Source organism: Nannocystis sp., from assembly GCF_016714285.1.
In the GTDB taxonomy this organism is placed as follows: domain Bacteria; phylum Myxococcota_A; class Polyangia; order Nannocystales; family Nannocystaceae; genus Nannocystis.
Genome location: NZ_JADJNN010000022.1, coordinates 94,028 through 120,765 on the forward strand (window position 1 = coordinate 94,028; position 26,738 = coordinate 120,765).

32 protein-coding genes are annotated in these 26,738 nt (G+C 70.5%); 18 read left to right on the forward strand and 14 right to left on the reverse strand.

The window, feature by feature from the left end:
- Positions 1 to 18: 18 nt before the first annotated feature.
- Positions 19 to 1,014: a fibrinogen-like YCDxxxxGGGW domain-containing protein gene (locus tag IPJ59_RS29030; RefSeq protein ID WP_293246053.1), complete on the reverse strand. Its 996-nt coding sequence runs from the start codon at positions 1,012 to 1,014 to the stop codon at positions 19 to 21.
- A gap of 153 nt (positions 1,015 to 1,167) precedes the next feature.
- Between IPJ59_RS29030 and IPJ59_RS29035 the strand changes: the two genes are divergently transcribed.
- Together IPJ59_RS29035 and IPJ59_RS29040 are read left to right on the forward strand one after the other, a co-directional pair.
- Complete coding sequence (locus IPJ59_RS29035) at positions 1,168 to 1,860, forward strand: SOUL family heme-binding protein (protein ID WP_293246055.1); 693 nt, start codon at positions 1,168 to 1,170, stop codon at positions 1,858 to 1,860.
- A gap of 235 nt (positions 1,861 to 2,095) precedes the next feature.
- Positions 2,096 to 2,554 (forward strand): PH domain-containing protein, encoded by a 459-nt coding sequence (locus IPJ59_RS29040; RefSeq protein ID WP_293246058.1) that lies wholly within the window; start codon positions 2,096 to 2,098, stop codon positions 2,552 to 2,554.
- Between the two features lie 11 nt (positions 2,555 to 2,565).
- Here the strand turns inward: IPJ59_RS29040 and IPJ59_RS29045 are convergent, their stop codons facing one another.
- Positions 2,566 to 3,672 (reverse strand): hypothetical protein, encoded by a 1,107-nt coding sequence (locus tag IPJ59_RS29045; RefSeq protein ID WP_293274192.1) that lies wholly within the window; start codon positions 3,670 to 3,672, stop codon positions 2,566 to 2,568.
- A 108-nt stretch (positions 3,673 to 3,780) separates the two neighbouring features.
- Here IPJ59_RS29045 and IPJ59_RS29050 point away from each other — a divergent pair, with 108 nt between their 5' ends.
- Together IPJ59_RS29050 and IPJ59_RS29055 are read left to right on the forward strand one after the other, a co-directional pair.
- Positions 3,781 to 4,473 carry a DUF2306 domain-containing protein gene (locus tag IPJ59_RS29050; RefSeq protein WP_293246064.1) on the forward strand — a complete coding sequence of 231 codons (693 nt, stop codon included), beginning with the start codon at positions 3,781 to 3,783 and terminating at the stop codon, positions 4,471 to 4,473.
- A 239-nt stretch (positions 4,474 to 4,712) separates the two neighbouring features.
- A complete protein-coding gene (locus IPJ59_RS29055; RefSeq protein WP_293274193.1) occupies positions 4,713 to 5,462 on the forward strand; it encodes a hypothetical protein in 750 nt (249 codons plus the stop codon).
- Positions 5,463 to 5,514: 52 nt separating this feature from the next.
- Here IPJ59_RS29055 and IPJ59_RS29060 read toward each other — a convergent pair whose 3' ends face one another.
- Positions 5,515 to 6,240 carry a hypothetical protein gene (locus IPJ59_RS29060; protein WP_293246070.1) on the reverse strand — a complete coding sequence of 242 codons (726 nt, stop codon included), beginning with the start codon at positions 6,238 to 6,240 and terminating at the stop codon, positions 5,515 to 5,517.
- 171 nt (positions 6,241 to 6,411) lie between these two features.
- Between IPJ59_RS29060 and IPJ59_RS29065 the strand changes: the two genes are divergently transcribed.
- From IPJ59_RS29065 to IPJ59_RS29075, 3 genes are all read left to right on the forward strand, one after another.
- Positions 6,412 to 6,789, forward strand: a complete 378-nt coding sequence (locus IPJ59_RS29065) for a hypothetical protein (protein WP_293246073.1) — start codon at positions 6,412 to 6,414, stop codon at positions 6,787 to 6,789.
- Complete coding sequence (locus IPJ59_RS29070) at positions 6,774 to 7,634, forward strand: hypothetical protein (protein ID WP_293246076.1); 861 nt, start codon at positions 6,774 to 6,776, stop codon at positions 7,632 to 7,634. The genes IPJ59_RS29065 and IPJ59_RS29070 overlap by 16 nt, the downstream gene beginning before the upstream one ends.
- A gap of 196 nt (positions 7,635 to 7,830) precedes the next feature.
- The gene (locus IPJ59_RS29075) at positions 7,831 to 8,304 is read left to right on the forward strand and encodes a hypothetical protein (protein WP_293246079.1); all 474 of its coding nucleotides are present in this window, start codon (positions 7,831 to 7,833) and stop codon (positions 8,302 to 8,304) included.
- 9 nt (positions 8,305 to 8,313) lie between these two features.
- Here the strand turns inward: IPJ59_RS29075 and IPJ59_RS29080 are convergent, their stop codons facing one another.
- Entirely contained in the window at positions 8,314 to 9,108 is a 795-nt protein-coding gene (locus IPJ59_RS29080; protein WP_293274194.1) for a hypothetical protein, read from the reverse strand.
- Between the two features lie 248 nt (positions 9,109 to 9,356).
- Here IPJ59_RS29080 and IPJ59_RS29085 point away from each other — a divergent pair, with 248 nt between their 5' ends.
- Positions 9,357 to 9,950 (forward strand): hypothetical protein, encoded by a 594-nt coding sequence (locus IPJ59_RS29085; protein ID WP_293246082.1) that lies wholly within the window; start codon positions 9,357 to 9,359, stop codon positions 9,948 to 9,950.
- Between the two features lie 24 nt (positions 9,951 to 9,974).
- On the opposite strand, the gene IPJ59_RS29090 is transcribed toward IPJ59_RS29085, so the two are convergent.
- Complete coding sequence (locus IPJ59_RS29090; protein WP_293246085.1) at positions 9,975 to 11,024, reverse strand: hypothetical protein; 1,050 nt, start codon at positions 11,022 to 11,024, stop codon at positions 9,975 to 9,977.
- A 105-nt stretch (positions 11,025 to 11,129) separates the two neighbouring features.
- Between IPJ59_RS29090 and IPJ59_RS29095 the strand changes: the two genes are divergently transcribed.
- A complete protein-coding gene (locus IPJ59_RS29095; protein ID WP_293274195.1) occupies positions 11,130 to 12,380 on the forward strand; it encodes an MFS transporter in 1,251 nt (416 codons plus the stop codon).
- Positions 12,381 to 12,384: 4 nt separating this feature from the next.
- Here the strand turns inward: IPJ59_RS29095 and IPJ59_RS29100 are convergent, their stop codons facing one another.
- The 3 genes from IPJ59_RS29100 to IPJ59_RS29110 are packed head-to-tail and all read right to left on the reverse strand — an operon-like array spanning position 12,385 to position 14,801.
- On the reverse strand, positions 12,385 to 13,434 hold the full coding sequence (locus IPJ59_RS29100; RefSeq protein WP_293274196.1) for a ribonuclease D: 1,050 nt from the start codon (positions 13,432 to 13,434) through the stop codon (positions 12,385 to 12,387).
- A 50-nt stretch (positions 13,435 to 13,484) separates the two neighbouring features.
- The gene (locus IPJ59_RS29105) at positions 13,485 to 13,892 is read right to left on the reverse strand and encodes a thioredoxin family protein (RefSeq protein ID WP_293274197.1); all 408 of its coding nucleotides are present in this window, start codon (positions 13,890 to 13,892) and stop codon (positions 13,485 to 13,487) included.
- Between the two features lie 42 nt (positions 13,893 to 13,934).
- Positions 13,935 to 14,801, reverse strand: a complete 867-nt coding sequence (locus tag IPJ59_RS29110; RefSeq protein WP_293274198.1) for a LysR family transcriptional regulator — start codon at positions 14,799 to 14,801, stop codon at positions 13,935 to 13,937.
- A gap of 85 nt (positions 14,802 to 14,886) precedes the next feature.
- Between IPJ59_RS29110 and IPJ59_RS29115 the strand changes: the two genes are divergently transcribed.
- The gene (locus IPJ59_RS29115; RefSeq protein ID WP_293246094.1) at positions 14,887 to 15,366 is read left to right on the forward strand and encodes a hypothetical protein; all 480 of its coding nucleotides are present in this window, start codon (positions 14,887 to 14,889) and stop codon (positions 15,364 to 15,366) included.
- A 47-nt stretch (positions 15,367 to 15,413) separates the two neighbouring features.
- Here the strand turns inward: IPJ59_RS29115 and IPJ59_RS29120 are convergent, their stop codons facing one another.
- Positions 15,414 to 16,469, reverse strand: a complete 1,056-nt coding sequence (locus IPJ59_RS29120; RefSeq protein ID WP_293246095.1) for a ferritin-like domain-containing protein — start codon at positions 16,467 to 16,469, stop codon at positions 15,414 to 15,416.
- A 258-nt stretch (positions 16,470 to 16,727) separates the two neighbouring features.
- Here IPJ59_RS29120 and IPJ59_RS29125 point away from each other — a divergent pair, with 258 nt between their 5' ends.
- Positions 16,728 to 17,552 (forward strand): hypothetical protein, encoded by an 825-nt coding sequence (locus IPJ59_RS29125; RefSeq protein WP_293274199.1) that lies wholly within the window; start codon positions 16,728 to 16,730, stop codon positions 17,550 to 17,552.
- A 43-nt stretch (positions 17,553 to 17,595) separates the two neighbouring features.
- Here IPJ59_RS29125 and IPJ59_RS29130 read toward each other — a convergent pair whose 3' ends face one another.
- Positions 17,596 to 17,871, reverse strand: a complete 276-nt coding sequence (locus IPJ59_RS29130; RefSeq protein WP_293246099.1) for a hypothetical protein — start codon at positions 17,869 to 17,871, stop codon at positions 17,596 to 17,598.
- Positions 17,872 to 18,036: 165 nt separating this feature from the next.
- Between IPJ59_RS29130 and IPJ59_RS29135 the strand changes: the two genes are divergently transcribed.
- The 3 genes from IPJ59_RS29135 (at position 18,037) to IPJ59_RS29145 (ending at position 20,119) form a co-directional block, all read left to right on the forward strand.
- A complete protein-coding gene (locus IPJ59_RS29135; RefSeq protein WP_293274200.1) occupies positions 18,037 to 18,300 on the forward strand; it encodes a hypothetical protein in 264 nt (87 codons plus the stop codon).
- Positions 18,301 to 18,412: 112 nt separating this feature from the next.
- Positions 18,413 to 19,222, forward strand: a complete 810-nt coding sequence (locus IPJ59_RS29140; RefSeq protein WP_293274201.1) for a serine/threonine-protein kinase — start codon at positions 18,413 to 18,415, stop codon at positions 19,220 to 19,222.
- A gap of 147 nt (positions 19,223 to 19,369) precedes the next feature.
- A complete protein-coding gene (locus IPJ59_RS29145) occupies positions 19,370 to 20,119 on the forward strand; it encodes a hypothetical protein (protein WP_293274202.1) in 750 nt (249 codons plus the stop codon).
- Positions 20,120 to 20,131: 12 nt separating this feature from the next.
- On the opposite strand, the gene IPJ59_RS29150 is transcribed toward IPJ59_RS29145, so the two are convergent.
- Together IPJ59_RS29150 and IPJ59_RS29155 are read right to left on the reverse strand one after the other, a co-directional pair.
- Positions 20,132 to 21,154, reverse strand: a complete 1,023-nt coding sequence (locus IPJ59_RS29150) for a fibrinogen-like YCDxxxxGGGW domain-containing protein (RefSeq protein WP_293274203.1) — start codon at positions 21,152 to 21,154, stop codon at positions 20,132 to 20,134.
- A 325-nt stretch (positions 21,155 to 21,479) separates the two neighbouring features.
- Positions 21,480 to 21,632 (reverse strand): hypothetical protein, encoded by a 153-nt coding sequence (locus IPJ59_RS29155; protein WP_293274204.1) that lies wholly within the window; start codon positions 21,630 to 21,632, stop codon positions 21,480 to 21,482.
- Positions 21,633 to 21,775: 143 nt separating this feature from the next.
- Between IPJ59_RS29155 and IPJ59_RS29160 the strand changes: the two genes are divergently transcribed.
- The 3 genes from IPJ59_RS29160 to IPJ59_RS29170 all read left to right on the forward strand — a co-directional run bounded on the left by IPJ59_RS29160 (position 21,776) and on the right by IPJ59_RS29170 (position 23,727).
- Positions 21,776 to 22,459, forward strand: a complete 684-nt coding sequence (locus IPJ59_RS29160; RefSeq protein ID WP_293274205.1) for a hypothetical protein — start codon at positions 21,776 to 21,778, stop codon at positions 22,457 to 22,459.
- 36 nt (positions 22,460 to 22,495) lie between these two features.
- On the forward strand, positions 22,496 to 22,810 hold the full coding sequence (locus tag IPJ59_RS29165; protein ID WP_293246117.1) for a hypothetical protein: 315 nt from the start codon (positions 22,496 to 22,498) through the stop codon (positions 22,808 to 22,810).
- A gap of 257 nt (positions 22,811 to 23,067) precedes the next feature.
- Entirely contained in the window at positions 23,068 to 23,727 is a 660-nt protein-coding gene (locus IPJ59_RS29170; RefSeq protein WP_293274206.1) for a hypothetical protein, read from the forward strand.
- Positions 23,728 to 23,814: 87 nt separating this feature from the next.
- Here the strand turns inward: IPJ59_RS29170 and IPJ59_RS29175 are convergent, their stop codons facing one another.
- Entirely contained in the window at positions 23,815 to 24,522 is a 708-nt protein-coding gene (locus IPJ59_RS29175) for a PP2C family serine/threonine-protein phosphatase (RefSeq protein WP_293274207.1), read from the reverse strand.
- A 200-nt stretch (positions 24,523 to 24,722) separates the two neighbouring features.
- Positions 24,723 to 24,911, reverse strand: a complete 189-nt coding sequence (locus IPJ59_RS29180) for a hypothetical protein (protein ID WP_293246123.1) — start codon at positions 24,909 to 24,911, stop codon at positions 24,723 to 24,725.
- Between the two features lie 76 nt (positions 24,912 to 24,987).
- Here IPJ59_RS29180 and IPJ59_RS29185 point away from each other — a divergent pair, with 76 nt between their 5' ends.
- Positions 24,988 to 26,673: a serine/threonine-protein kinase gene (locus IPJ59_RS29185; protein WP_293274208.1), complete on the forward strand. Its 1,686-nt coding sequence runs from the start codon at positions 24,988 to 24,990 to the stop codon at positions 26,671 to 26,673.
- Positions 26,674 to 26,738 lie beyond the last annotated feature (65 nt).

The window sequence follows — 26,738 nt, forward strand, 5'->3', positions numbered from 1 at the left end:
GGCTTCGCTCGCCACGACTCAGCGCACGAAGATTTGGCCAGCCCACCAGGGATAGAGGCCCTCATGGTTCTGCCCTATCTCCCCCCAGCCAATGCGCAGCAGGTCCGACTCCTTCCCGAGCTTGAAGGCGATCTCCTGCACCGGATAGGGCAGGACCTGGCCGTCGGAGAACGACCCGAGCATCCCGCCGTCGTTGGCCCAATTGGCGAGGGGGCCATCGTCGTGTCCGTTTCCGAGGGAAAGAGCGCCGTCGGGGAAGTCATAGGCCTTCTCCCAGAGCACCTGCGGATAGTTGAGCTCGACATCGCCGAGCCCCTTGACCTCGTAGCCGCGCAGGAAGAAGGCGCCAAAGCTCGGGGGGAAGCTGATATCCCAGTAGTAGGCGAACGCATCGTTCACCTTGTCGGTGAACGGACGGCACTCGTCGTCGATGCCCTCGATCTGCGCCTTCTGGAGGGCCACGACGATGCTGTCGAGATGGCCATTGCAGGTGTCCTGGACCGAGAAGCCGGTCCACCCGCCCCCGTCCTTGTCCATGTCGCAGGTCACCTGCCAGGGCTCGCCGCTCCCCCTGGGGTCGACCTTGTAGGGCCCGCTCGGCGACATCGGCGCGAGCGCGAGGATCTCGGCGCAGCTCCTGGGAATCACGCAGCTCACGCAGCCGTCGTCGCTGGCCTGGTTGCCATCATCACACGCCTCGCCGCGATCGAGGAGGTGGTCCCCGCAAACGACGGGCGGAGGGCCCGTCGTGCCCGTGGTCTCACCGCTGGTGCCGGTCACACTCTCGCCGGCAGTCCCGGTCACGCTCTCGCCAGCAGTCCCGGTCCCCGTCGGGATCAAAGTCCCGCTGCTGCTCTCGGCGGTGCCGCTGCCCGCGAGCGTGGTCCCGCTGGCCCCGCCACCGCTCTGGCTCAGCTCGTCGTAGGCCGGGTTCAACTGGCAGCCCGCGCAGCACAGCAGCGACGAGGCCACGCGCGAGGCCCGGCCTCGCCACTCCCATTCATGCTCTGACACCCCGTCATGCTAGCAATATCGTGTCGTCCGCGATGTGGCCCGCGAACGCATACCAGCGCGGCAGCGTCAGGGTCCGCCAGCGCCGTCCCCTCGGACGACAGCAGGCATCCGCGCAGCGCCTTGCACGACCGCCAAGTTCCCCTACGCTCGGGCATGCCTCGTTTCACCCATCTGGCCGTCGCCGTTGGCATCCTCCTCGGACTCGGCGCGGTCATGGCCTCGGACGCCCTCGCAGACAGCAAGCTACTCGCCCGCGGACGCAGCGAGCAGCCCGCCTTCACCCTCGTCGAGCGCGGCGCGGGCTTCGAGCTGCGGCGCTACGAGGCCCGCCTGGTCGCCGAGGTCGAGGTGAGCGGCGACCCGGAGACCGCCAGCAACACCGGCTTTCGCCTGCTCGCCGGCTTTATCTTCGGCGGTAACACCCGCGCCGAGAAGGTCGCCATGACCAGCCCGGTCGACATGCGCGCCGCCGGCGAGCCCGAGAAGATCGCCATGACGGCCCCGGTCGATCGCCAGCGCCGCGGCGAACGCTGGGTCGTCACCTTCACCATGCCCAGCAAGTACACCCGCGAGACCCTCCCGCGCCCCAACGACGCCCGCGTCCAGATCCGCGATCTCCCGGCCGTGAGCTTCGCCGTGCGCCGCTTCTCGGGCGCCCCGGACGACGCCGAGGTGGCCAGCGAGGTCACGGCCCTGCGGGCGGCCCTCGCCCTCGCCGGCCACAGCGTCCGCGACACACCCGCGATCTTCTCGCGCTACGACCCGCCGTGGACCCCCGCCTTCATGCGCCGCAACGAGGTCATGCTCGAGCTGACGCCGGACCCGGTCGCCGCCGCAACACGCTGATGTCGCGGCCTCGGAGCGCGCTCACAGTGAGCATTGGCGTGCATCGCATGAGCCTCGTGAAGGGCAATCACACCATCGATTGTCGAATCGAGTCCTGAGACGAGTCGCCGCGGTCGAGGCCAGACGCCCGCGCAGGCGTGCCGGTGTTCTGAGCGTGCCGCGTTCGGGAAGGCGCCGGGCATGGCGGGCGATCGCGGCGTCTGGACAGGGCTCACGTGGGCGGCGAGACTGGGTCATGTCCGAGGTCTCTCGCTGGTATCCCTCGAAGGTCGACTGGTGGCTGGGCATCTTGCTGGCGATCGCGCCCGCGATGTGTGTTGTGAGCGTGGCGGTCACCGTCGCCGCCGGGGAAGGCATGGGGGCCGCGCTCGGCGGCGCAGGCTTCCTGGCGCTGATCTACCTGGGGCTGGTGTTCCCGATGCGCTACGGGATCTCTGACACGGCGATCGTCGTGCGCCACGGCCTGGTGCGCCAGAAGATCCCGCTGAAGGACATTCTCGAGGTGCGGCCGACTCGCAGTCCGCTGAGCTCGCCGGCGCTGTCGCTCGATCGGCTGCACATCCGCTTCGGCGAGGGCTTCTTCAAGGCGGCGATGATCTCTCCGGCGGACAAGCAGGAGTTTCTTAGCGAGCTGGCGGCACGCGCTGGTCTGCAGCGGGACGGCGATCGACTGGTCCGCGCGCCGTCTCGCTGATCGCGGCGTGGTTAGCCTGGCGGCTCGAATTCCTTGCAGGCGGTGTCGATGACGCTGACGGCGGCGTCGAAGAAGGGGGCGTAGTCGAGGCTGCAGATCGGCGCCCAGCTGCCGTAGGTGAAGGATTCGGCGAAGGTGCGCAGGCGGGGGGAGGCCTCGGCCTGGCCGTCGGTGCAGGTGGGGTTTGGCTGGTCGTTGTCGCCGATGAGGCCGAGGACGACGATCGAGGACTCGGCGCCCTTCTTGGCGGCGACCAGGCCGGCTTGCCAGCCCGGGGGGCTGCCCTTCGATTCGACGTCGTCCTCCTCGTCGGTGATGAAGGTGACGACCAGGAGGGCGTCGTTGCGCAGGAAGCCCTCGTTGCAGGCGGCCGGGACGTTGAGGGTGGAGACGGCGGCGATCATCGCCTCCATGGGGCGCTCGCTGCCGTCGCCGTTGGTGCCGACCTTGGCGACGCACTCGAAGGCCTTGCTGAGGTTCGGCTGGCCGTCGACCATGTAGCGGTCGTCGCCGACGATGCCGCAGGCCTCGCCCTTGGGGTTCTGGATCAGGCCGGCGCCGAGGGTCGCGTCGCAGCCCTCGGGGGTCGGCAGCATGTTGCAGGGGTAGCCCTGGCAGTTGGGCAAAAGGGTGCAGAGGACCAGGCACTCCTGCAGGAACGAGCTGCCGGCGTCGGTGTCGATCACCATGATGTGATAGTCCTTGGCCTTCACGGTGTTCTGGATCGAGGTGATGAAGCCGTCGAAGCTGGTGGCGAGGCTCTGCTGCTCGTCCTCCATCGAGCCGGAGTTGTCGACCACGAACAGGAAGTCGATCTTCTGGCAGCCCGCGACGGGCTCGCCGGTGTCGGGGTCGACGCCGCCGGTGTCCTTGCCGACGTCGAACTTCGGGCCCGCGGTCGGGTCGGCGCTGGTGTTCGCGCCCGAGTTGCTGTCGGTCGCGCTGTCGGTCACGTCGGCGCTCGAGGTCGGCGCGGCGGTGTCCGTGGTGTCGCCCGGGGCGGTCACGGTGATGCTCGCGGCGCTCGCGGCCGAGGTGGTGGTGACGGTGTCGCGGCTCCCCGAATCGCCGCAGGCGAGGAGGAGCAGCGCGGCGCAGGTGCAGGGGAGGGGGCGCATGACCATCCCACGGTACACAGGGGGGGCGCGGGATGGCAACCGGGAACGGGCGTGCTCTTCCGGTGAGGAGGCGGCCAGGCGGGACGCTCCGGGTGTAGGGTTTGCGGGATGGCCATGACGCTCGACGAGGTGGTTCGCACCTGCCATTTCGCGGCGGGCAGCGTGGCGCTGGCGACCTTCGCTATCCCGCTGGTGGCGCGCAAGGGTGGGCCGCTGCACCGGCGGGTTGGCTGGGTCTACGCGTCGGCGATGTGGCTGGCGGCGGTGAGCGCCTGGGTGACCTGCGGCTTTCGCCTCCGTGATGACGATCCGGGGAACGATCTAGGGGCGCTGTTTCTGCTGTTTGTGGGGGTGCTCGCGGCGAACGCTGCTTTCGTGGGGATCCGTGTGCTGCGGAGCAAGGGACGGACGGGGCGGCACGGCAAGGCCATCGACCTGGCGGGGCCGCTGCTGCTGCTGCTCGGCAGCGTGGGCATGGCGGGGCTCGGGGTGCAGCGCAGCGCGCTGCTGCTGGTCGCGTTCGCGGGGCTCGGCGGGCTGCTCTCGGTCGGGCAGCTGCGGTTTTGGTTGCGTCCGCCGGTGACCCGGATGGACTGGTGGTACGAGCATATGGTGAATATGCTGACGGCTTGTATTGCGACGGTCACGGCGTTTCTTGTCGTTAACATCTCGCGTCTGGGGCTGCAGGAGTATTCGCTGTATGTGTGGCTGGCGCCGGGGGTGCTCGGCGGGGTGGGGATATCGTTGTGGGAGCGGTACTATCGGCGTAAGTTCGCGGCGCGTGGCATGACAGAGCATTGAGTGATCGAACGATCGGTGGTGCGGGGGACGTCGCACGGGCCGGTGCGGTCCGGCTTGGCGCTCGCGTAGGCTCGAGAAGCCGGAGGGCTGGAGGGCCTCTCTGGTGTCGGTGCTTCACGTGGGTCGACGGCGGTGGCGGGGCGGGGCGCAGGGCGTGGGCGCTCTGCGGCGCAGGCATTTCGCAGCGAGACGTGAGGAGGGGGTGAAGGAGGGCCGGCGGGGCGACTATGATGCCGCGCATGTGCAAGCGAGCCTCGCGGGTCAGCCTCGGCGCCCTGGTGGTCTGGAGCGCCTGCGGGCCGGCGCCGGCGCCCGAGCGAGCGGCGCCTGCGGCCGCCCCGGAGGGCCCGGCATCGCCGGCCGATGCCCGGCGCTGCAAGCCCGCGCCGGGCACCACTGGATCGCCGAGCACGATCGAGGAGGCGGTCGCGCTGGCCAACGGACTCCCCTTTCCGGTGACCGCCGAGTGCTTCATCGAGGCCCTCGATCGCCCGCTGCGGATCGAGGCGACGAGCAGCCGCGAGAGCCTGCAGAGGGCCGAGGGCGAGCGCAGCCCGCGGGTGTTCATCTGGGGCGCGGACTCCCTGGTGATCTCGGTCGTCCTCGACGGTCCGGCGCGGGACCTCATCGAGTTCGGCCACTTCGTCGGGCCTCGCCGGACGATCAAGGGAGAGCTCGAGTTCCCCCTGACCGCGCCGGTGTCGACGGCGGCCGCCCTCGATCGGGTTCGCAACCCCGAGTACCCCCGGATCACCCGCTGCTTCGTCTGTCACGATCGCGAGGAGGATGAGCCGGGCGTACCTGGCGGCCGCTCCTCGCTGGCCCTGCGCCCGCGCGCGTCGACCCTCGTCGACGTCGCCACGCTGCGCGCCGAGCTGGAGCGCTGCGACGCGGGGACCGAGCCCGCGCGCTGCCGCTGGCTCGCGGCCCTCTTCACCCACGGCCCGGTCGAGCGTCGCGCCTTCGATGCCGATCTGCCGGTGTTTTAGCGGAGCTGCGATCTCGGCTTCTTGCCGAGGCGTCGGGCCAGCGACGAGTGATTCACGTGGGTCGACGGCGGCGCGGCGCGGCGAGCAGCAATACCAGCAAGCTGCTCGCGGGCCCGCCGAGGTCGCCGCTCGTGCAGCCACAGCCAGCGGTGGTGGGCGTGCTCGCCGGGGCTGCTGGCGGCGGCGCGGGCGGTGTGGCGGGCGTGGGCGGTGTGGCGGGCGTGGGCGGTGCGGCTGGCGTGGGCGGCGTGGGCGGTGCCTGGATATCCGCGGCGGTCGGGATCGTGGCCTTCGCGTCGACGACCTTGCGATCTGCGTCGAGGTACTCCGTGGTGACCAGGGTCGCCTGGCAGCCCTTGTCGGCGAAGGCGACGCGGTAGGTCCAGCGGATCTCGGCGGCGAGGAGGGTGTCGGAGATCGTGCGGATGCCGTCGAAGGTCGGGGCGCAGACCGCCCCGGACTCGACCAGCTTCTGCGCCTTCTCGCGGTCAAGCGCCTCGCGCAGCTCGGCGAGCTTGCCGGCGTCCTTGGCGGAGATCATCCGCAGCTGCATCGCCCCGGCCATCGGGTGCCACTCGATCGCCTGGTCCTCGCCGGGCTTGATGATGTCGGCGCCGCGGAAGGTGTTGGCGAGCACCAGGAGCTTGCCCGCGGGTACCTCGGCGTCGACGTGGATCGACAGCTTCACGCCCTTCTCGCCGGGGCCCAGCATGTCGGCGTGGGCGTGACCCCCGGCGAGGAACACAGCCAGGGTGACGATCAGAGGGGAGGCTCGCATCGGCCCGCACGGTAACACGGCGGGCAATTCCCATGCACGTCCCGGCGATCGCCCGGCGGACCGGATCCCGTGGGGGGCTTGTCCCGGTGCGACGGGGTGTCGCAGCCGCGCGCGCGGGGTCGGGGGCGCCGCGAACTCGGGCATGGTGGGGCCGTGCAGCGCATGCATTCGATGGTTCGCCTCCTCGCCCTGTGTCCGGTCCTGTGGTTCGCCGCGTGCGAGGAGGAGGGCGACGAGGACGGGCCGCCGTCGGGCGCGGTGTGCCCCGAGACCTCGACGCTGACCTGGGACAACTTCGGCAAGCCGTTCATGACGAACTACTGCACGCGCTGCCACAGCACGGCGCTGACGGGGTCGGCGCGGCAGGGTGCGCCGAACGATCACAACTTCGACAGCGCGGCGCTGGTGCGCGAGGAGATCGAGCACACGGACGAGCAGGCGGCGGCGGGACCGGACGCGGTCAACACGCTGATGCCGATCGGTGCGCCGACGCCGAGCGAGGACGAGCGGCGTCAGCTCGGTGAGTGGCTCGCATGCGGCGCGCCGTGATCGCGGGGCTGCGGGTGCTCGCCGGGTTGCTGGTGCTCGTGGCCCGGCCGGCGGCGGCGTCGCAGCAGTGTCATCCGCTCGCGGGCAGCGTGTGGAGAAATCCCGGGCTGCTGGCCGGGGTGCGGCTCGACGCGGCGGGGTATCGTAATACCAGCTACGAGGGCGACTACCAGGGGGTGGCGCCGACCCTGGGCTTCAATCACGCGAAGTTCGCGTTGATGGCCCTGTTGCCCGGATATCGCCTGACCCGCAATGGTCGCGTGGGCTACGGGCTCGGCGACCTGGCGCTGGCGCTGCGGGCCCCGGTGCCGGCTTTTGCGACGCAGACGGTCACGGCGGGCTTCGGCGTGGCGGTGACGCTGCCGACGGGCAAGGCCGGGGACGACCTCGGGATGGGGCACGTTATGCTGATGCCCGAGTTTTGGTTCGCGCACGAGCAGGGGCGGGTGCACGTGGTCGGGACCGTGGGCTTCGCGCGGGCGCTGGCGACGGCCGGCGGGAGTCATCACAATCACGGGCCGCGGCCGATCGTCAATCCGATGAACCTGGCCGAGATTGACGCCTCGCTCAACGCCTTCGTGCGCGTGCACGACAAGCTGTGGCTCAAGGCTGGTATGTTCGGGGCGCTGCCGGTCGGCGCGGTCAATACCAATGGTGTGACTCGCGTCATCGCTGGCAGCGGGGTGGTCGTCGCGGTCCGGGGCCTCGAGCTGAGCGCCGAGCTGCAGGCGCCGCTGACGGGGTCGCCGTTCCTGGCGCGCGGGGTGCTGCAGGTCGCGTATCGCTTCGAGATCCGGGGCAAGCGTTCGCGGCATTCGCATCAGCATGGTTCGTCGGCGCAGTGAGCGGGCCTCAACGGCGGACGAGGGCGATCGTGAGCTTCGGCGGCGCGCGGAGGCGCGCGGAGACCGAAGATCGGCGTGATGCGTCCGTTGCGGCATGTCCAGAGATACCGCGTTCATCGGGTTTGTCCTGCTCGTCGTCGGGTGCGCGGATCTTGGCGCCAGTGAGCGCTGCGATGCCGTGGACGCTGCGTCGGTCGTGAGCTCGTCGGTCGCTCCGGGGGTGGACACGCAGGCGGGGCCGGGGCGGCTCGACGCGAGCATGGGCTTCGCGGAGGCGCCGATCGGTCGGCCGCGGCCCGCGGTGCACTACAGCGAATCGACCTCGTTCGCCGACGGCATCATCAATCGCCACAGCACGGCGGACTTCCATACCTTCGCCGGCCTCCCGATCGCCGGGACGGACGTGTTCGAGGGGTGCTGCGGGGGCGTGGTGGAGCGGGTCCACGTGTACTTCGATACCGCCGCGATCGGGTCGAACGCGGCCCTGCTGGCGCGGCTGACCGAGATGTACGGGCCGGGCGCCCGCTACGAGGCGTGGGAGGGGCGCACGGGCTATCGCTTCACGGGCAAGCTGATCGAGCTGCGGTCTATCGAGTATGCCGGGCGCGACGGCTTCGTGAAGCTCGTGTTCACGCGGGTCGCGGAAGGCGACGGGCTCGACAATGCGTAGCGTCTGCGCTCAGGGGCTGCGCAGCGTGCGGGCGAGCAGGCGGGCGACAGCGGGGGTGGTGAGCAGGGCCGCGGCGACGGCGAGCAGGAGCACGGGCAGCAGGTAGGGGGCGGCGTACTGGTAGAGCGGGGCGAGGGTGTCGCCTCGCTGGAGCAGGGGCTCGGCTTGCCAGGCGAGCGGGGCGACCAGCACGGCGACGACGACGGCGGCGAGCCAGACGATGAGCAGGCCGACGGCGCGGCCGAGGCACAGCAGCGCGAGGGCCCCGACGAGCACGACCATGGCGATGCGTGGCCACCACGGGGCGGTCATGCCGTGGAGCTGCGCGGTGCGGGTGACGAGCTGGAGGGTGTGGTCGAGCAGGCCGGCGAGGGCGCCGGCGGCGTAGGCGGCCCAGCGCAGGCTGCGGGTCTCGGCGGCGGTGAAGCTGGCCCACGGGTTGGGTAGCCAGCGCAGGCGCGAGGGGGCGCGTTCGAAGCGGTCGACGAGGTCGCTGGAGGCGAGCAGGGCGATGCCGGCGAGCGGGAGCAGGGCGAGGGTCTCGAGCGTGACCTCGCCGTGGCGCAGATGCGGCCATTGCTGGACGATCGCGCCGATGCACGCGCCGACGGCGGCGGCTCGCGCGGCGAAGAAGCGGAGCAGCAGGAGCAAGGTTGCGAGCAGGTAGACCGCGAGGTTGCCGATGTCGACGGGGCCGGGGCGGACCACCTCGGCGATGACGATCGCCGTGCCGCCGGCGACGACCAGGAGTTCACGCACCGTGCGGCCGGCGCACCACGAGAGCTCGCGGTCGAGGAAGGACATGCGGGCGACGCTAGCCAATCGCAGGTCGGGCGAACAGGGGGTTGTTGGCGTCCGGGCCCGGGGGCGCAGGCGTGGACCTCGGGCATGCGTCCGGGACGACGTTGGGGTGATGATTGAGTGCCGCAGACCCCGATCGAGGTGTGCTGCGTTGAGGCTCGCACCGCGACGACGGACGGGTCGGCGGCCGCAGCTCACGGGTGCCCGTGGGCGTGGGGTCGACCTCGTGCGTGCGGATTTACGGAGACACCATGCCAGCCCCTCGAGCCCAGCGCGACAACGCCAATGCATTCGATGACCTGCTCGGCCAGCTCGTCGACGAGCTCGCCATGACGCCGACGATGGAGCCGGAGCCGGAGCTGCCGCCGGAGCCGCCGGCCCCGGTCGCGGTGGCGCCGGTGCGCTACCAGCAGCCGACCCCGGTGCCGGTGCAGCGGCGCAGCAACGTCCTCGGGTTTGCGCTGGGCGGAGGGATCGCGGTCGCTGGCATTGCGATCGCGCTGGCGGTGGCGCTGGGCGGCGGCAAGGAGCCGCCGAAGGTGGCGCAGAAGGACCCGGTGGAGGTCAAGGTCGCGGCGCCGGTGCCGGCCGCCCCGGTCGTGGTCACGCCGCCGGCGCCGGTCCCGGTGGTCGTGCCGCCGGCGGGCCTGGCCGCGGGGACAGGTCCTTTGGGACAGCCCGTCGATCCGGCCGCGCTCGTGGCCGGCGCGCCGGTGGTCGATCCCGCGGCCGGGGTGGTCGCGGGCGAGGCGAAGAAGCCGGCGAAGAAGCCGGCGAAGAAGCCCGCGGTGGCGGGGCCGAAGAAGCCGGCGCCGACCAAGACCACGGTGATCGACCCGTTCTAGCGCGCCCGTCTCGCGGCGCCGCGATCAGCGGATATACAGGCCGAGGCTCAGGGCCATGGTATGTAGCCAGTTCTCGGCGTAGCCGTCGTTGCCGTCCTTCGGGGTGCTGTCCGTGCCGCGGGCGCCGCCGCCGACGTAGCGGACATTGACGAAGACATCACCGGCGCGCGGGACCTTGAAGCCGGCGCGCAGGGAGGCGTCGAGGAGGGCGCCCTCGAAGTAGTCGCGGGTGCCGCTGATGACCTTGCCGCGGATGTATGCGCCGTCGATCTCGGCGCCGAGCCAGAAGCCCTGGCCGCGCTTCGGGGTCCAGCGCCCGCGCAGCTTGACCAGCGGGACGACGCCGATGTTGCGGTTGGTGGCCAGGAGCTCGCCGTCGCGGGAGGCGAAGTCGATGGTGGCGTTGCGGATCTGCAGCGCGAGGCCGATGCCGAGCTCCTGCTCGGGGTGCTTGAGGAGGTCGTACATATAGCCGAAGCGGTAGAAGCCGAAGTCGTACTTGAAGGCCATCGGCGTGTTGCGCGGGAACAGGGTGCGGTCGACCTGCAGGTCGCGGTCGAGGGTCGCCGTCGACTTCAGCTTGAGCGGCTGGATCAGGAAGATCAGGCTGTGGCGATCCTTGATTGCGAACTCGCCGGTGAAGCGGAAGAACGGGAACAGCACGTCCTGTCCGCCCTGGTTGCGGAAGTCGAAGTAGCTGCCGTCCTTGCCGAACTGGATGCCGTGCTTGACGACCCCGACGAAGCCGATCTCGGCGCTGGCCCGCAGCGCGTACCAGCGGCCGGGCGGGTTCAGGCGCCAGCCGCCGTCCTGCGCGGGCGCGGGCGCGGGCGCGGTGGGCGTGGTCGCGGAGGTGGTCGCGGTGGTCGTCCCGGGCTGCGGCGCGGTGCTCGTTCCGGGCTGGCTCGGCGGTGGGAGGCCGACGCCGTAGCGTGACTGGACGGTGGTCGGCGCTGCGTCCGGGGCCGCGGGCGCTGCGTCCGGGGCCGCGGGCGCTGCGTCCGGGGCCGCGGTCGCTGCGGCGGGGTCGGCTGGGGCGAGCAGGAGGGCGAGGAGGGGCAGGCTCGGGATCATCGCGCCGCAGGTTTGTGCGGGGTCGGCCGATCTGGCAAGCAAAACCCGGGTGCGGCCGTCGGCGGGGGCTCGCCGGGCGCGGGGCGTATGCGGTAGAGGTGGCGGATGTCCAGCTCCGGGACGGTGTCTTGGCGCGAGGTGCTGCGGGGCAACGTGGTGGCGGTCGGGGTTGTCAGCCTCCTGACCGACCTGGCGAGCGAGATGATGAATCCCCTGTTGCCGCTGTTCGTGGCCGGCGTGGTGCCGGCCTCGGCGGCGCCGATCGTGCTGGGGGCGATGGAGGGCGTGGCGGAGGCGACGGCGAGTCTGCTCAAGCTGGTGTCGGGGCGGCTCAGCGACCGGCTCGGGCGGCGCAAGGGGCTGGTGCTGATCGGCTACGGGCTGTCGACGCTGGCGCGCCCGCTGATGGCGCTGGTGGCCACGGGGGCGCAGGTGATCGCGGTGAAGTTCCTCGACCGGATCGGCAAGGGGCTGCGGACCAGCCCGCGTGACGCGCTGCTGGCCGAGGCTGCGCACCCGTCGCGGCGGGCGCTCGCGTTCAGCTTCCATCGGGCGATGGACCACACGGGGGCCGTGCTCGGGCCGGTGCTCGCGGCTGGCCTGTTGTATGCGCAGCTCGGCTACGGCTTCTGGCGGGGCGCGGCCGGCACACCGACGGCGGACGAGATGGCGGCGCTGCGGCTGGTGTTCGCGGTGGCGCTGGTGCCGGGGCTGGTCGCGGTCGCGGTCGTGGTGCTGGGGGTGCGGGAGTCAGCGGCGGCGGCTCCGGGGAAGGCAGAGCTCCGCCCGGGCGCGGTGCCGCGGTTGCCGCGACGATTCTATGGATTCGTCGGGGTGGCGACATTGTTCACGCTCGGGAACAGCAGCGATCTATTCCTGTTGTTATATGCGCACGAGAAATTCGGCCTCGGGATGGCCGGGTTGCTCGCCCTGTGGATCGCGCTGCACCTCGCCAAGGTGGCGGGCTCGCTGCCCGGCGGGCTGCTGGCGGACCGGGTCGGGCGGCGTCCGGCGATCCTCGCCGGCTGGCTGCTCTACGCGCTCTGTTACCTCGGCTTCGGGGCAGCGGCGGCGCTGTGGCAGCTCGTCGTGCTGCTGATCGCGTATGGGATCTACTATGGATTGACCGAGGGGGCGCTCAAGGCGATGGTCGCCGACTATACGGTGCCGGCGCAGCGCGCCACCGCGTTCGGGGTGTTTCACGGCGCGATCGGGCTGGCGGCCTTGCCGGCGAGCCTGGTCTTCGGGGTCGCGTGGGCGCAGCTCGGGCCGCAGGCGGCGTTCGCGATCGGGGCGGGGTTGGCGGTGCTGGCGACGCTCGGGTTGCTGCTGCTGAGGCCGGAGCGACGCGGATAGGCGTTCAGGGCGCGAGCAGCTCGGACTGCCAGGGCATCATCGCCGCGGCGGCGCGCTGCCAGTCCTCGGCGAGCGCGGCGATCTCGGACTTGGTGGCGATCAGCGAGGCGTCGATCGCCAGGTCGGCGGCGCGCTGGTCGCGACGGGCCCGCACGGCCTCCATGCGCAGCTGGAGCTCGCGGGCGATGCGTGGCGGGCGGGGCGACGATTCGCGGACGGGCAGCGCCTCGTCTGGCAGTGCGAGGGCCCGGGCCAGCGCCTCCTCGAGCCCGCGACGGTCGCGTGGTTTGACGACCGCGGGCAGGGTCAGGTCGCCGCGGGCGGCCCGGGCGGCGATCTCGAGCAGGACCTCGTGGCTCTGCACGAAGTAGGGCGGGCGGTCCCGCTCGAGCGCCTGGGCCTCGCGCCAGCGCCACAGCTCGCGCAGCGCCGCCAGGCCGCGGGGGTCGAGCTGGGCGCTGCCCTTGAGTCGCCAGGCCTCGGGGTTGGCGGCGGAGGGGACGGAGCAGGTCTTGACCAGGCGGGCGCAGGCTTCGCGATGCCACGATTGCCGGCCGAGCGCGTGCAGCTGGGCGTCGAGCTGGTCGCGCAGGGGGCTCAGGTAGCGGGTGTCATCGACGGCATATGTGAGCATCTGCGGGCTGAGGGGGCGTCGGGCCCAGTCGGCGCGCTGGGAGCCTTTTTGGAGTTCGACGCCGAGGAGCTCGCGGACCAGGTCACGCAGTCCGTGGCGCGGGCGACCGAGCAGCTGGGCCGCGATCGCGGTGTCGAAGATCTGCGAGGCGACGAAGCCGCGGGTGCGGCGGAGCAGGCGGAGGTCGAAGTCGGCGCCGTGGAGGATCAGCTCGCGGGCAGAGAGGTGGGCGAGGAGGGGGGCGAGCGAGGCGGGTGACAGGGGATCGACGAGCACATCGCCGCCGCTGTGGCTGATCTGGATCAGGCACAGCTTCTCGGGGTACGCGTGCAGGCTGTCGGCCTCGGTGTCGAGGGCGAGCCAGGGGGAGCGCTGCAGCGTTGCGACGAGCGCAGCGATCTCGGCGTCATCGACGATCATGCGGGCGGACGATAGCACGATCGGCTCGTGCTCCTCCGCGTCGCGGCGAATCAGTGGTCGTGGTCGTGGTCGTGATCGCAGCGGCCCTCGGCGTGGGCTTGCTCGTGCTCGGCGATCTGCTTGCGGACCTCGTCCATGTCGAGGGCCTGGACCTTGCCGACGATCTCGTCGAGGGCGCTCGCTGGCAGGGCGCCGGCCTGGCGAAACAGCAGGACGCCCTGGCGAAACACCATGACCGTGGGGATCGAGCGGATGTCGAAGGCCTGGGCGACCTCCGGCTGGGCCTCGGTGTCGAGCTTGCCCCACACGGCGGCGGGGTGGCGCTCCGAGGCGGCCTCGTAGGTCGGCGCGAAGGACCGGCAGGGGCCGCACCAGGCGGCCCAGCAGTCGAGCACGACCATATCGTTGCTGCCGAGGATGGTCTCGACGTTGTCCTGGGTGATCTCGGTCGTGCTCATGTTGTCCTCCGGGGCCCTGCATACACTGGATCGGGGCGCGGGTCAGCTGCTTCGGGCCTGGCGCTGGGCCAGGTGGCGGGTGAGGTGGGCCTCGAGGGCCGCGACCTCGCGCGGCTGGGGGGCGCCGCGGCGGCGCACGAGGTAGATCCGCTGCTGCGGCAGGTCGACGATCGGCACTGCTGTCATGCCGCGCGGGGTCGGCACGTAGGCGTTGACGACGGTGAGGCCGAGGCCCAGCGCGGCGTAGTGGGTCATCAGCTCCCAGCCCTCGACCTCGACCGCGACCTGCAGCTCGCCGCCGAGGGCCGCGGCGAGGGCGGCCCGGTGGCTGCGTTCTGGCGGCGGCAGGATCAGCGGTCGACCGGCGAGGGCCTGGACGCGGATCTGCTTGCGGCGCGCGAGCGGGTCGTCGTCCGGGACCACGGCGACCTGACCGACGCTGAGCACCAGGGTGGCGTCGAGCTCCGGGTCGGCCTCGAGCAGCGAGGTCAGCCCGAGGTGGGCCCGGCCGCTGCGGACCGCCGCGACTGTGGCGACGCGGTCCTCCGTGCGCAGCGCCAGCCGGCCTCGCCAGCCGCGCAGCGCCTGGGCCAGGAGGTACAGCTGCAGCGCCCGGCCGGCGCTCAGGACGGGCGTCGGCGCCGCGCCGCCGTCGCCCGCGACGAAGCGGTCGAGGGTGGCGAGCAGCTCGCGCGCGAGCTGCTCGACCGCCTCACCGCGGGGGGTCAGCTGGAGCTTGCGGCCCTCGAAGCGGTAGAGCGGGCCGGCCCAGGCGGACAGCTGCTTGACCTGGGTGTGCAGGGCCGGCTGGGACAGGTGCAGGCGGGCGGCGGCGGCCGTGAAGCCGCCGGTCTCGATGACGGCCAGGAAGGCGCGGAGCCAGTCGAGGCGGAGCTCCGATGAATCCATTTTTTGAATCTACCATCCAAAAGTAATCGTGTCCATGAATAGTCAGGCGGTGCACATTCGCGGCGAAAGAAACGAGGAGAGAGTCATGCATCGGATTGGAATTGACATTGGGCGGGTCATCATTGGGCCGGTCCTGAACGGGCGCGAGGACACCAGCTTCCTCGGGAAGCGGCTGGAGGACGCGCTGCACACCCCGCCGGCGCCGGGGGCGATCGAGGGGGTGGCGGAGCTGGTCGAGCGCAGCCAGGGGCAGGCGTGGCTGGTATCGAAGTGCGGGCCGGGCGTGCAGGCCAAGACGCGGGCCTGGCTCGACCACCAGCGCTTCTGGACGCGCACCGGGATGGACCGGAGCCACCTGCGCTTCTGCCTGCGTCGCCCGGACAAGGCCCTGCACGCGCGCCAGCTCCGGCTGACGGCGATGATCGACGACCGCGTCGATGTGCTCGTGCACCTCGAGGGGATCGTCGCGCAGCGCCTGCTGTTCGGCGAGCAGGACCGGCCGGCGCCGGCGTGGGCGATCGAGGTTGCAGACTGGGCGGCGGTGCGGGCCTGGGCGGCGGCGTGAGGGTCACGCGGCGGAGGTCGGGCCCGTTGGTGAATGGGCGGGCAGCCTCACGCCGCCGCGGACCACAGCTGCTGGCCGAGCGCGGCGGACAGGCGCGCCGCCTCGCGGGCCGCGGGGAGCCCGAGCGCGAGCAGCTCGGGCGCATCCGCGGCGGCGCCGAGCCGGGCGATCAGCGCGCGGGCGGCCGAGCGCCGGGCCGCGGTGAGCGTGGCCTGGGCCGCCGCGTCGAGCTGCTCGCGGAGCCAGGCGTCGATCGCCCACGCGAGCTCGGCGTGGCGCGCCTCGTCGTCGGCGATGCCGGCGAACACGGCACGCACGGCCGGGTCGCTGGCGTGGCGCGCCTGATGGGCGGCCGACAGCGCGGCCCAGGTCTCGTGGACGCAGCCCTCGACCGCGTTCTCGAGCGCGATCGCCAGCAGGTCCCGGGGCGGCAGGGTGACGCACGCGGGCGGCGTCGGCTCGGCCCCCGCGCTGCGGGCCAGGGTCGACACGAGCTCGGCGTGGCGGGTCTCGTCGTGGGTCGCCGAGTCGATGCGCGCGAGCAGCTTCGCCGGCGCGCCGAGGGCCGCGAGCTCGCGGCCCAGCGCCGCGAAGGCGTGCACGGACGCGGCCTCGTCGTGGGCGCAGCGGGCCAGCCAGACCGCGGCGGGGTCCGGCCCTGCGGCGGGCTGTGGCGGGCGGACGCACGCGTGGCCGCGGCCGCCGATGCACGCCTGGCTGAGGTTGCAGGTGACGACCACCTTGTCGGCCAGCTCCTCGACGGAGCAGGACGTCAGATTGGCGCCGGGGAAACTCTGCATGCACACGGCGGCACAGACCTCGTCGGGGGTGAGGCTCTCGCCGGTCGTGCCGCCGGAGCTCCCGGAGCTGGTGGCCTCGCCGCCGCTCGTGCCCATCGCGTCGCCGGTCGAGCCGCCGGCGCTGGTGGTCGGGGCGCCGGGCATCATGCCCTGTTGCCATTGCACATACTCGTCCGGCGTCAGGTCGACCGTCTCGGTGGAGTCGAAGGTGTCGCTGTCGCAGCCGGGGAACAGCGGGCAGGCGGAGAGCAGCGAGGCGAACAGGACGGACAGTGGGATCGCCAGGAGGGTATGGGTGTGCATGAGGGTCTCGCGTTCGACCGCCAGGGTACCTGCTCGCGGGGCGGGCGTGGAGAGCTCTGGCGCCGGGGAGCAGCGGTCGCGTGATTTCGCGCTGGCGCCTGGTGCGGGCCCGCAGGCCCGGGTGCGCATGGCGAACTCGATGTCGCAGTTGGGGAGGATTTTCCGGGCGCGGGTAGCCTGTCCTTCGGGACATGTGAAATGGCTCGCCGGGTCGCGCTTGTCTCGCGGCGGATCGGCGGTGTAGGGTGGCGCATGCGCGTGACATCGTCCCTGGTCCTCGCGCTCGTCAGTGGGCTCGCGGCCGCCTGCTTCGTGGACCCCGGGAGCGGCAGCGGAGGCGCCACGGGCGACGCGACCGGCGGCACCGGAACGACGTCGCCGACTAGCGACGCCGACGCGAGCAGCGGCGGCACCACGGGGATGACGGTGACGACGACCGTCGATCCGGTGACCAGCTCGGATGGGTCCACGGGGGGGTGCGAGGGCATGTGCTGCGGGGATGGCACGGTCGATGTGAACGAGCAGTGCGACGACGGCAACAAGGTCGACGACGACTTCTGCGCCGCGTCGTGCGTGCGCGTCGCGTATCGCGTGTTCGTGACGAAGCAGGGGTCGGTCCTGAGCGGCGGCTTGACCGAGGCCGATGAGGTCTGTCACGCGGCCGCGGCCGCGGCGGGGCTGCCGGGCGTGTACCGGGCCTGGCTCAGTACATCGACGGTCAGCGCGAAGGATCGCGTGACCCACAAGCAGGCGCTGCCGATCCGCCGCCTCGACAACCAGACCGTGGTCATGAGCGCGGCGGATCTGGTGAGCGGGAGCCTGCTCGCGCCGATCGCCGTCAGCGAGGCCGGCGAGCTGCTCCCCTTGATGCCGGCGTGCACCGAGGAGTCGGCGGTTTGGACCGGCACGCTGGCCAACGGGGAGCCGAACGCCGACACCAATTGCGGGGACTGGACCACCACGATGGGCGGTGGGGGTGCGGCGGGCTTCCTGGCGAACGCCGACGCGAGCTGGACCGACGCGGGGTGTGCCGTGGCCTGTGGGGCCAGTCTCCACCTCTACTGCTTCGAGGTCGACCCCTGAGGCGCTCGGTGGTCGCGATCTGCCGGGACGTCGGCCCGGACAATCATCGAACATCCATCTGGCCTCCAAAACGTCGGATCTTGCGGTATCTTCCAATCGCCAATATGCGCATATTTTTTCCGATCACCCTCGCGGCCCTGGGCGCCTGCGGCCCGATCGCGGCCCCACCCGAGGACGTGACCACCTCCGACGCGAGCACCAGCACCGGCGTCGCGGTGACCGCACCGACGACCACCACCTCGACCAGCGACGTCAGCACAACGAGCACCAGCACTGGCGCCAGTGCCAGCACCGGAACGACGGTCGACTCCTCCTTCATCCCCATCCCCATCCCCGACGTCGGCAACGGGAGCCCGCGGGCTTCTCCTGCGCCATCGGGGGTGAGAGCATCCTCACCCTTTGTTTCCCCGAATGCGATCCGCTGCTCGGGGATTGTTTCCCCGAGGACGAACTATGCATCCCGAGTGGCGAGGGCTTCAATTGTGTGCCCGACGCCTCGGGCGACGGGGGCCAATTCAACGATGCCTGCGAGACCCCCGACGCTTGCGACCCCGGCCTCCTTTGTTTTGACCCCGTGGCCACCGCGAGCGCCTGCGACCTCAACGCAAATGGCTGCTGCACGCCCTTCTGCCAGCTCCCGGATGGCCCCTGCCCGAACCCCGACCAGCAGTGCCTGCCGTGGTTTGACCCGATGATGCCCGTCCTGCCCGGCTACGAGGACCTCGGCTTCTGCGCGATCGCCCCATGAGCGGTCCAATCCCTTGTTGGCCGGACGGCGAAACGACTAGAGTGTCGGTATGTCCTTTCCTGGCGGGCCGGGTACGGTGCTGTCACGGGCTCCCGGGAGGAGCCCGATCTGGATGCTGTCGACCGCGCGAGGGCCTGCTGCCCTGGCGATCGATCACGACTGCTTGCTCGACCGCGACGACGTCCTGCTGGAGGACAACTTCTTCCCGGAGGCCCCCGAGCACACCTCGCGTGTCGTGAAGTTCCTGCGCGAGCACCAGCACGAGGCCTTGCCGCGGTATGTTGACGACTGGATCGCCCGCGACCGGACGATCCACCAGTACTCGGCGAAGAGCGGCTTGGACGGGCCGATCCATCACCTCCTGTGTGAGCGCAGCGCGGGCATCTCGGGCCTTCGCTATCTCCAGGGCCATCGCATGCGCGGCGCAGGTCTCCCGCCGGCGCTGGCGCTCCGCATCGTCGAGCGCCTCGCGGATGTCTGTCGGCTCGCACACGCCGCGGGCGTGGTCCACGGGGGCATGATGCTGGACCACGGCGTGCGGGTCGGCGCCAACGGTCGACCGGTGCTTGAGCACTGGACGAATGGCCGACGCGGGCTCGGCAACGTGGGCTGCGACCGCGAGGGCCTGTGGTACGGCGTCCGCGACCTGCTCGGCGGGGAGGTGCCGAGCCCGCTGCCGGTCGGCGATGTGTTCGCGCTCGGCTCCATGCTGGCGCTGCTCGTGACGGGCGAGCCGGCGTATGTGCGTGGGCCCAGGCGCCACGAGTATCGCCCGCCGTCGGCGTGCGGGCCGGCGTTCGCCTGGCTCGACGAGGTGGTCGGCCTCGCCTGCGACCCGTCGCTGGGCTTCCCGCTGACCGCGACCACGCTGGCGGCGCGGCTCGTCGGGCTGCTGGCGGCGCGGCGTCCGGCGCCGGAGTGAGTGCAGGCGGGGCTGGAGCGCGGCGATTTTGCTGCGCTCGCCGAACATGTCGCTTGCGCCCCAGGGCCCGGCGTGGGCGAGCTGGCGTCCGCGGTGTGCAGCGCGGTGCGGCGGCACGTGCTGGGCGCGCTCGCGGGGGAGCGCGCAGTGCCGATATTCTCCGAGCTGCTGCTCGCGGTCTGCCCGGAGGCGCTGGCGATCGTGCGTGCATATGCGTCGACGCCTGGGGGGTCATCGTGGGGCCGGCATATGGCGCTTCGCCTGCTTGCGAGCGTCGGCGATCGGGACACGCTCGCGCTTGCCTTCGCGGCCCGACTGGGCGAGTGGCCCGCGCCGCTCGGCTGGTCGCTGCGACCCGAGCTCGTGGATGTCCACGGTGCGCCGTGCCCTCACCCGTGGCGCTCGCTGGTCGGCGAGCCGTCCATCGACGAGCGGGAGGGACTGCGGCGAATGTGCCCGCAATGCGGGCCGCTGCGCTCGGCCAGCGCCTACTGGAACGAGCAGATCGCCACATCCGCCGCGCGGGACTTCTCGGCGGTCCTGAAGCTCGTGGTGATCACGGCCGCCGGCACCGTCGTGCGTGAGCTGTGGCCCGGCGGCCCGGGCGGACTCGGTGCGGACGCGAGCGATATGCTGGCGATCGCGGGCCTCGATCCGGCCGCTCACGCGGGGATCTCCGCGGTCGACGGGTTTTCTGTGGTGTTCACATATGGCCTATTCGGCGTGCCGTTTGCCGACGGCAGCGAGCTTCGTGCGGACTTGCTCGACACCCGCGACGTCGGTAGTTCGGTCGTGGTCGGCCCGCTGCGCTTCGAGGCGAGCGCGCCCGGTGAGGTCACCGTGCGTGCGCCGGCGGGGCTGCCCCTGGTCGTTGCGCAGTCGAGGGGGCACGGTTGAGTCGAGGACGCTTTAGCGGACCCACAGGGTCCAGCGAGCCTTCGCGTTCTTCTGCTTGGACAGGCAGCAGGTCGAGGATTCGTTGAGGTTGGCGGCCAGCCCGCCGCCGTAGCTGCGGCAATAGGCAGAGGGCTCGACCATGTAGTCGCCGGCGTTCTTCGACACCGAGCGGGTCGATGGGAAGTGCATCTCCTGCCACAGGTTTTGCCCCCAGTCGGCGTCGGTCGCGGTGCTTTTGTGGTGGGTGCCGAAGTGACAGACCTTGCCGCCGCAGTTACCCCAGCCGAGGCTCGTGCCGCACTGGTATGCCATGCTCGAGGCTCCGGCGTTGGGCCCGACCAGCTTCTGGACATTGACCGCCTGGGCCAGGCCCGGGCAATCGTTCTTGTAGGTCTGCCCGACCGGCTTCTCGACGCGGATCGCCGAATGATAGCTGGAGATCCCGCAATTGCTGCAATCGTCGTTCTGCTTGTTGGCGAAGACTACCTGGGTCGTCCCGGCCCAGAACAGATCGATGTCGAAGTTCCAGTTGCTCGCGCGGGTGTTGTCAAAGGCGCCGTTGGTCGCCTGGATGTCGGGCTGCCCGGTGTTGTCGGAGTTCACGTTGCGGTTCAGGACCAGCGTCCAGCCGCCGCCGTCCGTCTGCATGTCGCAGAACGCCTTGAACGGGTCCACGCCGCCGGCGCCGTCGGGGTCGATCGTATAGACCTTGCTGGTCGCCGCCGGCACCAGCGCGAGGATCGCCTTGCAGCTCGGTGCGGGGACCAGCTCCTCGCACGCCTTCGAGCAGGTGTCGAGGTTGTCCTGATTGCCGTCGTCGCAGGCCTCGACGCCCGCCTCGACCACGCCGTCGCCGCAGCTCGCGTGCTTGCAGGTGGAGCGGCACGCGTCGGTCTCGATCATGTTGGCGTCGTCGCACTCCTCGACGTCGGCCTGCACGAAGCCGTCGCCGCAGCTGGCCGCCTCGCAGGTCGACAGGCACGCGTCGCTGTCGACGTCGTTGCCGTCGTCTACGTCGCCCGCAAACGGGCCCAATTCCGGCGGTTACGGCACTTTGATCCGCTGATCGGGAAAAACGAACCAGACTCGAACCAAATTGAACCCGCGGAGGGGGATCGCGTCGTCGCGCAAAATCCCATGCGCTGCCAGAAAACCGGGCCAGGGTCGGCGGCCCTGTGGCCCAAACTGGATCCATGGCCCCCGGACCTCCCGTTCCCCACGATGCCCCGGGAGGCGCCGACGGGACGCGGGCATGGCCGCTCAACCTGCCTCATAAGACCTGTCCGATAGGGCAGGCCGGCGGCCTTCCGGAGAAGTTCGCTCAGTGCATCGACGCGGCGAGGGTGGATCTCGGCAAGGGTCAGTTCGGCAGCGGTGCGGCGGCCTTCTCGAGCGCCACGCGGATGCTCTGCCAAGCGTTCGACGCGATACCACCAGCGCGGAGGCTCCAGACGACAAGCGGCGCCTGGCCGAGCCCGGTCGTCGCGGCGACGAACAGGTCGACGGGGGGCACGGAGATCCCAGCGTTTTCGGAGAGGGGCCGATCGCAGCGATAGCGCTCGACCCCTCGAAGGTCGCCTTCTGCGCGCGACGGCTCAGTGTCTTGGACTCTGAATTGATCTGCAACACGCGGCCCCGTGCGGCCGAATCCACATCATGGCCGCTTCCACCGTCCTCTTCAGCACCATCCTCATCCTCCAAACCGCGTTGACTTCCCCCGCGCCCACAACACGACCCACGTCTCCCACGACCACACCGGCGCCCTCGGCGGAGCGGGCCCGCATCGCCTCGGCTCGCCCCGAAGCTCTCAAAGTCGACATGGCGGCCGAGCCCAACCACCTGGCGATCAAAGTGAAATTTCGGCTCAAGGGCTCACATGCGCCCGGAGAACTCCTGATCGATCTATGGAGTCGGGGCGACGAAGCCATCGTCGAGTCCCACTTCTCCGTAAGGGGTCGCGTGCACTTGACCGCTCGTCAAGTCTACGGGACTGATCACCATCAGCTCTGGATGTCACCCACACTCGAGGCCGAGTTGTCCCAAAGCGCCCCCCACCTTAGCCTGGCGTACCTGGCGATCCTGACGGATCCGGATTTCATCACTCAGATCGAGGCTCGCCTTGGTCAGCTCCCGTCGGACCCTCTCGCGGGCAACGCGGCATGCGGTGTCACAAAGTGGGGTCTAAAGTCGCTTCTGGTGCTCGCCGGAATGGCCTGCTGTGCTGGTGGATTTGGCATTTTCTGCGCAGCGTGTGGGATCGGTGCGGCGACCGGAGTTGACGCGATCAACGACGGTATCGACTGCAAAAAGGAGTGCAAACCAGACTGTCCCATCTCCTGACACGCGTGCGACGGACACGCTACACTCGGCTTGATCATGTCGACCCTGGCACCTCGCCCCACGGACGCACCTGCTCGACTCGATATGCCTCAACGCTGGGGCATCGTCCCCACGAGCGCATTCTGGAAACGACCTGACGTCTGGAAAATCGCCAGGATTCCGACCGTGGTCTTCCTCTTCTTCTGGCTCTTCGCGCTCGACATCTTCGTGACCGGCTCGACGCCACTTTGGGCGAGTGGCTTGCTCGGCGGGCTCGGCCCGTTCCTATTCGTCGGTCTGCTCGAGCGCTTCCTCCGTCGACGCATGCGGCAGCGACGTCTCCTCGGCCCCGCCGCCGACGTTGAGCGGTGACAGTCACGACCAGCGACAGCCCGTCCACCGCTTCGAGGCACAGCTTGCCGGCTCATCGCCCACAGCACCCGCCCGCCCGCGTCCGCTCGCGATGGACCGGGTCGATGGCCGCTTGCGAACGCGCCCTCGTCCGACGCATCCGCGAACACGGCTCGCAGGAGAGATCCTAGGGCCGGACTCTGATTGCTGCCTCGACATAGGTTGCCCCAGGGGCGCCATGGGTTGACAGCGGTGACGAGGTGGATTCCGATGGGCTCGTGCGCATCGACCGAGAACGCGGTGAGATCCACTTCAAGCCGACCTACTTCGGTCCTGGCCTGGTCGGGAAGAAGACCTGCCTGCAGTACATCTGGAACCGGACGCGCCCGGAGTACAAGACGGCGTTGCAAGACCTCGTTCCAGCGGACGAACTCGGAGTCTTTTCCTGGGAGGAATACCAAGAACGGCGCCCAACGCTTCGCGGACGTCAGGTGTGGTTCGAGCTTACCCCCGCAACGCTGGCGCCGCTCGCCGGCCTCCGGGTGAAGCTCGACCTTCACACCAATCCCGGGGCATGCTGGATCGAGCCGACGCGACGGTTCAGTCTCGTTGGTGCCGACGGCGTGATGTTCGTCGCCCATGCCGACCCCATCGGGGCGAATTCTAATTTGGAGGCGCTGCAAATGCTCGAGGAGCTATTGGCGGAGGGTGTCGCCTACCAGCGCGAGATTCCGCGAGTGTTCTGCTACAACCGGCGGGACACCGACGGGCTGTGCGACCTCGCCGATCTGGAGCGGGACCTCAACCCGGGCCGGCGCTGGTCCAGCTTCACCATCTCGGCCGTCCGCGGGGAAGGTGTGTTCGACGCCTTGAAAGCGCTGGTGGGTGCGGTGATTCGTCCCCTGGAAGCGGCTCCGGGCCGCCTCGCGGCCCGATAGGCGCAACGGTGGTGGCGACCGCGACGCCATTGCGGCGGGTGTCGGCGATCCGCGTACGACCCCCGGGGGAAGTGCGAGGCTCGGGCGTCAGCGCGTGATCATCGCGCCGAAGCGGCGATGGGCCGCGGGGCAACTCGCCAGCGCCACCTCGAGCCAGGAGCGCCCGCCGAGGTGCGACGGAACGACACGCCGGAGCGCTTCGATGGTGTCGGGGTGGGCGAGCACGAGCTTGTGATCGTGCTCGAGCGCGGGCCAGATCTCGATGTCGGGCTGCTGGTCAGGAAAGTGTGTGGGGCCGACCGTGCGGGTGATCAGGCCCAAGGCGCCCTCCGAGAGCTTCGCAAGCCGCTCGGGCGGGGCCTTGCGTTCGATCAGCAGCAGGTTTCGCATGGTGTGCGGCGCGGACTCGCGGATGATCCGCTGGTCGTGGAACAGGCAGGCGACCATGCCGCCGGTCCAGGCGACGACCACGCGGTCGTCGGTGACGACGGCACACGTCAGCGACACTTCGGGGGAGTAGCCTCCTTGCTGGTAGCGGCGCGCGGGCATGGTGTCGATGCGCTGCGAGGCAGCGACGAACGCCCGCAAGAGCGCGGCGGGCCAGTCGGTCTCGCCGGCCCGCGCGGCGGCGACGAGCGAGTCGCGGGCGCCGGCCACGGCCGGCGCTGCTCCCTCCATGCCTGAACTGGAGCGCGCTGCGAAGGCGATCGCGGCGACGGCGACATCTCTGACGGTCTCGGCAGCGACGGGTTGCGTCGGCTCGGACCCCGGTAGCGCTACGACGAAGGAGAGCATGCGGCAAGGACGATATCTCATGAGCGCGGTGGTGGGGCTGGTGGAGTCGACGGTGCTGGCGTTACCGGGGGGACGTCCTGGTGGTGCATCCACCGGAGGGAGCGACCTCGGCCATCAACGAGCCCGCGGGAGCGACTCGTCACGCGTACACCTTGGCGCGCCACCGCGGCCTCGACGCCGAGGGCGCTGGCCGGTCCCGGTCACTCGCGGCCCAGCGCCGCCGCGCGGGCCCGCGTCCACACGCGCAGCGCCTCCGCCTCGCGGGGCACCCGATCCGCTGCGAGTCGCTGAATGCCCGCGCTGTGGGTTGCCACGCCCCCGCCCGGCTCCGCGACCAGGGCATGGCGCTCATCCGCGCCGCCGAGCTGACACGCGTGCCCGTCTTTCATGCGCTGCGGTTCTCCGGTACGATGACGCGTCCTACGAAGCGCCGTGACCGTAGCCACAGACCGTGATCCAAGCGTCATGCCGCGTGATACCCGGCGGTTGGGTTCTCTGGTGAACGCGGCGACGCTGGACGCCTCGTCGTCGACGTCCGAGGATGCGGCGCCGATCCGTCCCGGAGATCGCGTCGCTCGTTATCAGGTGATAGCATTCCTTGGCCGTGGCGGCATGGGTATCGTCTATCGTGCTCACGATCCCCAGCTCGATCGTGAGATCGCGTTGAAGCTCTTGGTCGTTGGCCATAAAGACTCGGCTGGGCGCGCACGGCTGCTGCGGGAGGCCAAGGCCGCGGCGAAGGTCCGTCACCCCAACGTTGTCACGGTGCACGATGCGGGGGAGATCGACGGTCGTGTATTCATCGCCATGGAGCTCGTCGATGGCTGCACGCTGAGGGACTGGCTGGGCGAGGGCCAACGGTCCTGGCAGGGGGTCCTGCGCTGTTTGCTCGCCGCCGGTGAGGGTCTCGCGGCGGCCCACGCGGTGGGGCTTGTGCACCGCGACTTCAAGCCCGAGAATGTGATGGTCGAGCGATCCGGGCGTGTGCGCGTCCTCGACTTCGGGCTGGCACGGGAGGCACCCGAGGTCGGGGTCGAGACCGCCATTCACACCGCGCCCGACGACGCGCCGGTCTCGTCGACGATCACCCGGACAGGCGCGATGGTGGGGACTCTTGCGTACATGGCCCCCGAGCAATTTTCGGGGATCCCGGCGGATCCACGCACCGATCAATTTAGCTTTTGCGTGACGGCCCATGAGTGTTTATATGGAATGCGGCCGTTTGTGGGGGCGACCCGCGAGGCGCTGATGCTCAACGTGCTGGACGGCAATATCGTTGCCCGCCCGACCGCGGCACTCGACGACGAGGTCTATGCGTTACTCCGTCGCGGCCTCGGCACCGCGCCGCGAGATCGGCACCCGACGATGGATGCGCTACTCGCGCAATTGCGCGAGGCCCTGTACCGAGCCGAGGTTCGCCCCGTAGCCCGGACCGATGTAGCGATCAAGGCAACCGCTGGCCTGTTCGGGCTCGCCGTCGTCGCTACCAGTGTGTCCATGCTGTCCGCACCGGGGTCGTTCTGGCTCGCGTCCGCGGCGGCGCGGGCCGACCGAGCGCCTGTGTCCGCGCCAGGAGCGGCGACTCCGCCGGGTCCGACGCTTCGTGAGATTGTCCTTGCTCTACCCACGGGAGCCGTCCACGCAGGGCTCCCATCGCTGCTCCGGCGCACCCTGCCTCCGTCCGTGACGCTGGCCGAGGATGGCGTGAGCCTGCGGATCCGCGGTGAGGCCCCCGATGCATGGATCCAGATGTTGCAGGCAATCATCACCAGCGTCGATCTGAAGCCTGGCGAAGCGGCTGACTCCAGGGGGCCATTCACCGCGCCAGACGGCCGCACGTGGATGCTCCTGTATCTCGGCGACGACGACCGCGATGCTCGCGCTTCGAGCATTCAGTCTGCGGCCGAACTCATCGCCTTCTTTCATGAGACCGGGACGGCATATGCTCTTGCCGAGGGCGCCGTCGGAGCGCTCGGGCGCGCCTCCGCGGCCGCGGAGGTGGCCCGGCGCCCGATATATCGCAAATGGTGCTACCAAAACAAGAACATGGGGGAGCGACGCTGCCTCGCTACGCAAGCGAAGTGTGAATTCGACGCCGACGCGTGGGCCGGTCCAGGCAATGGACGGAGGTCGTGCCATGGGGTCCGCTAAGCGGCTGCAGAGCGGCCTGTGGATCGCGTTGCTTCTGGGCATCGCTGACGGGTGTACGAAGAAAC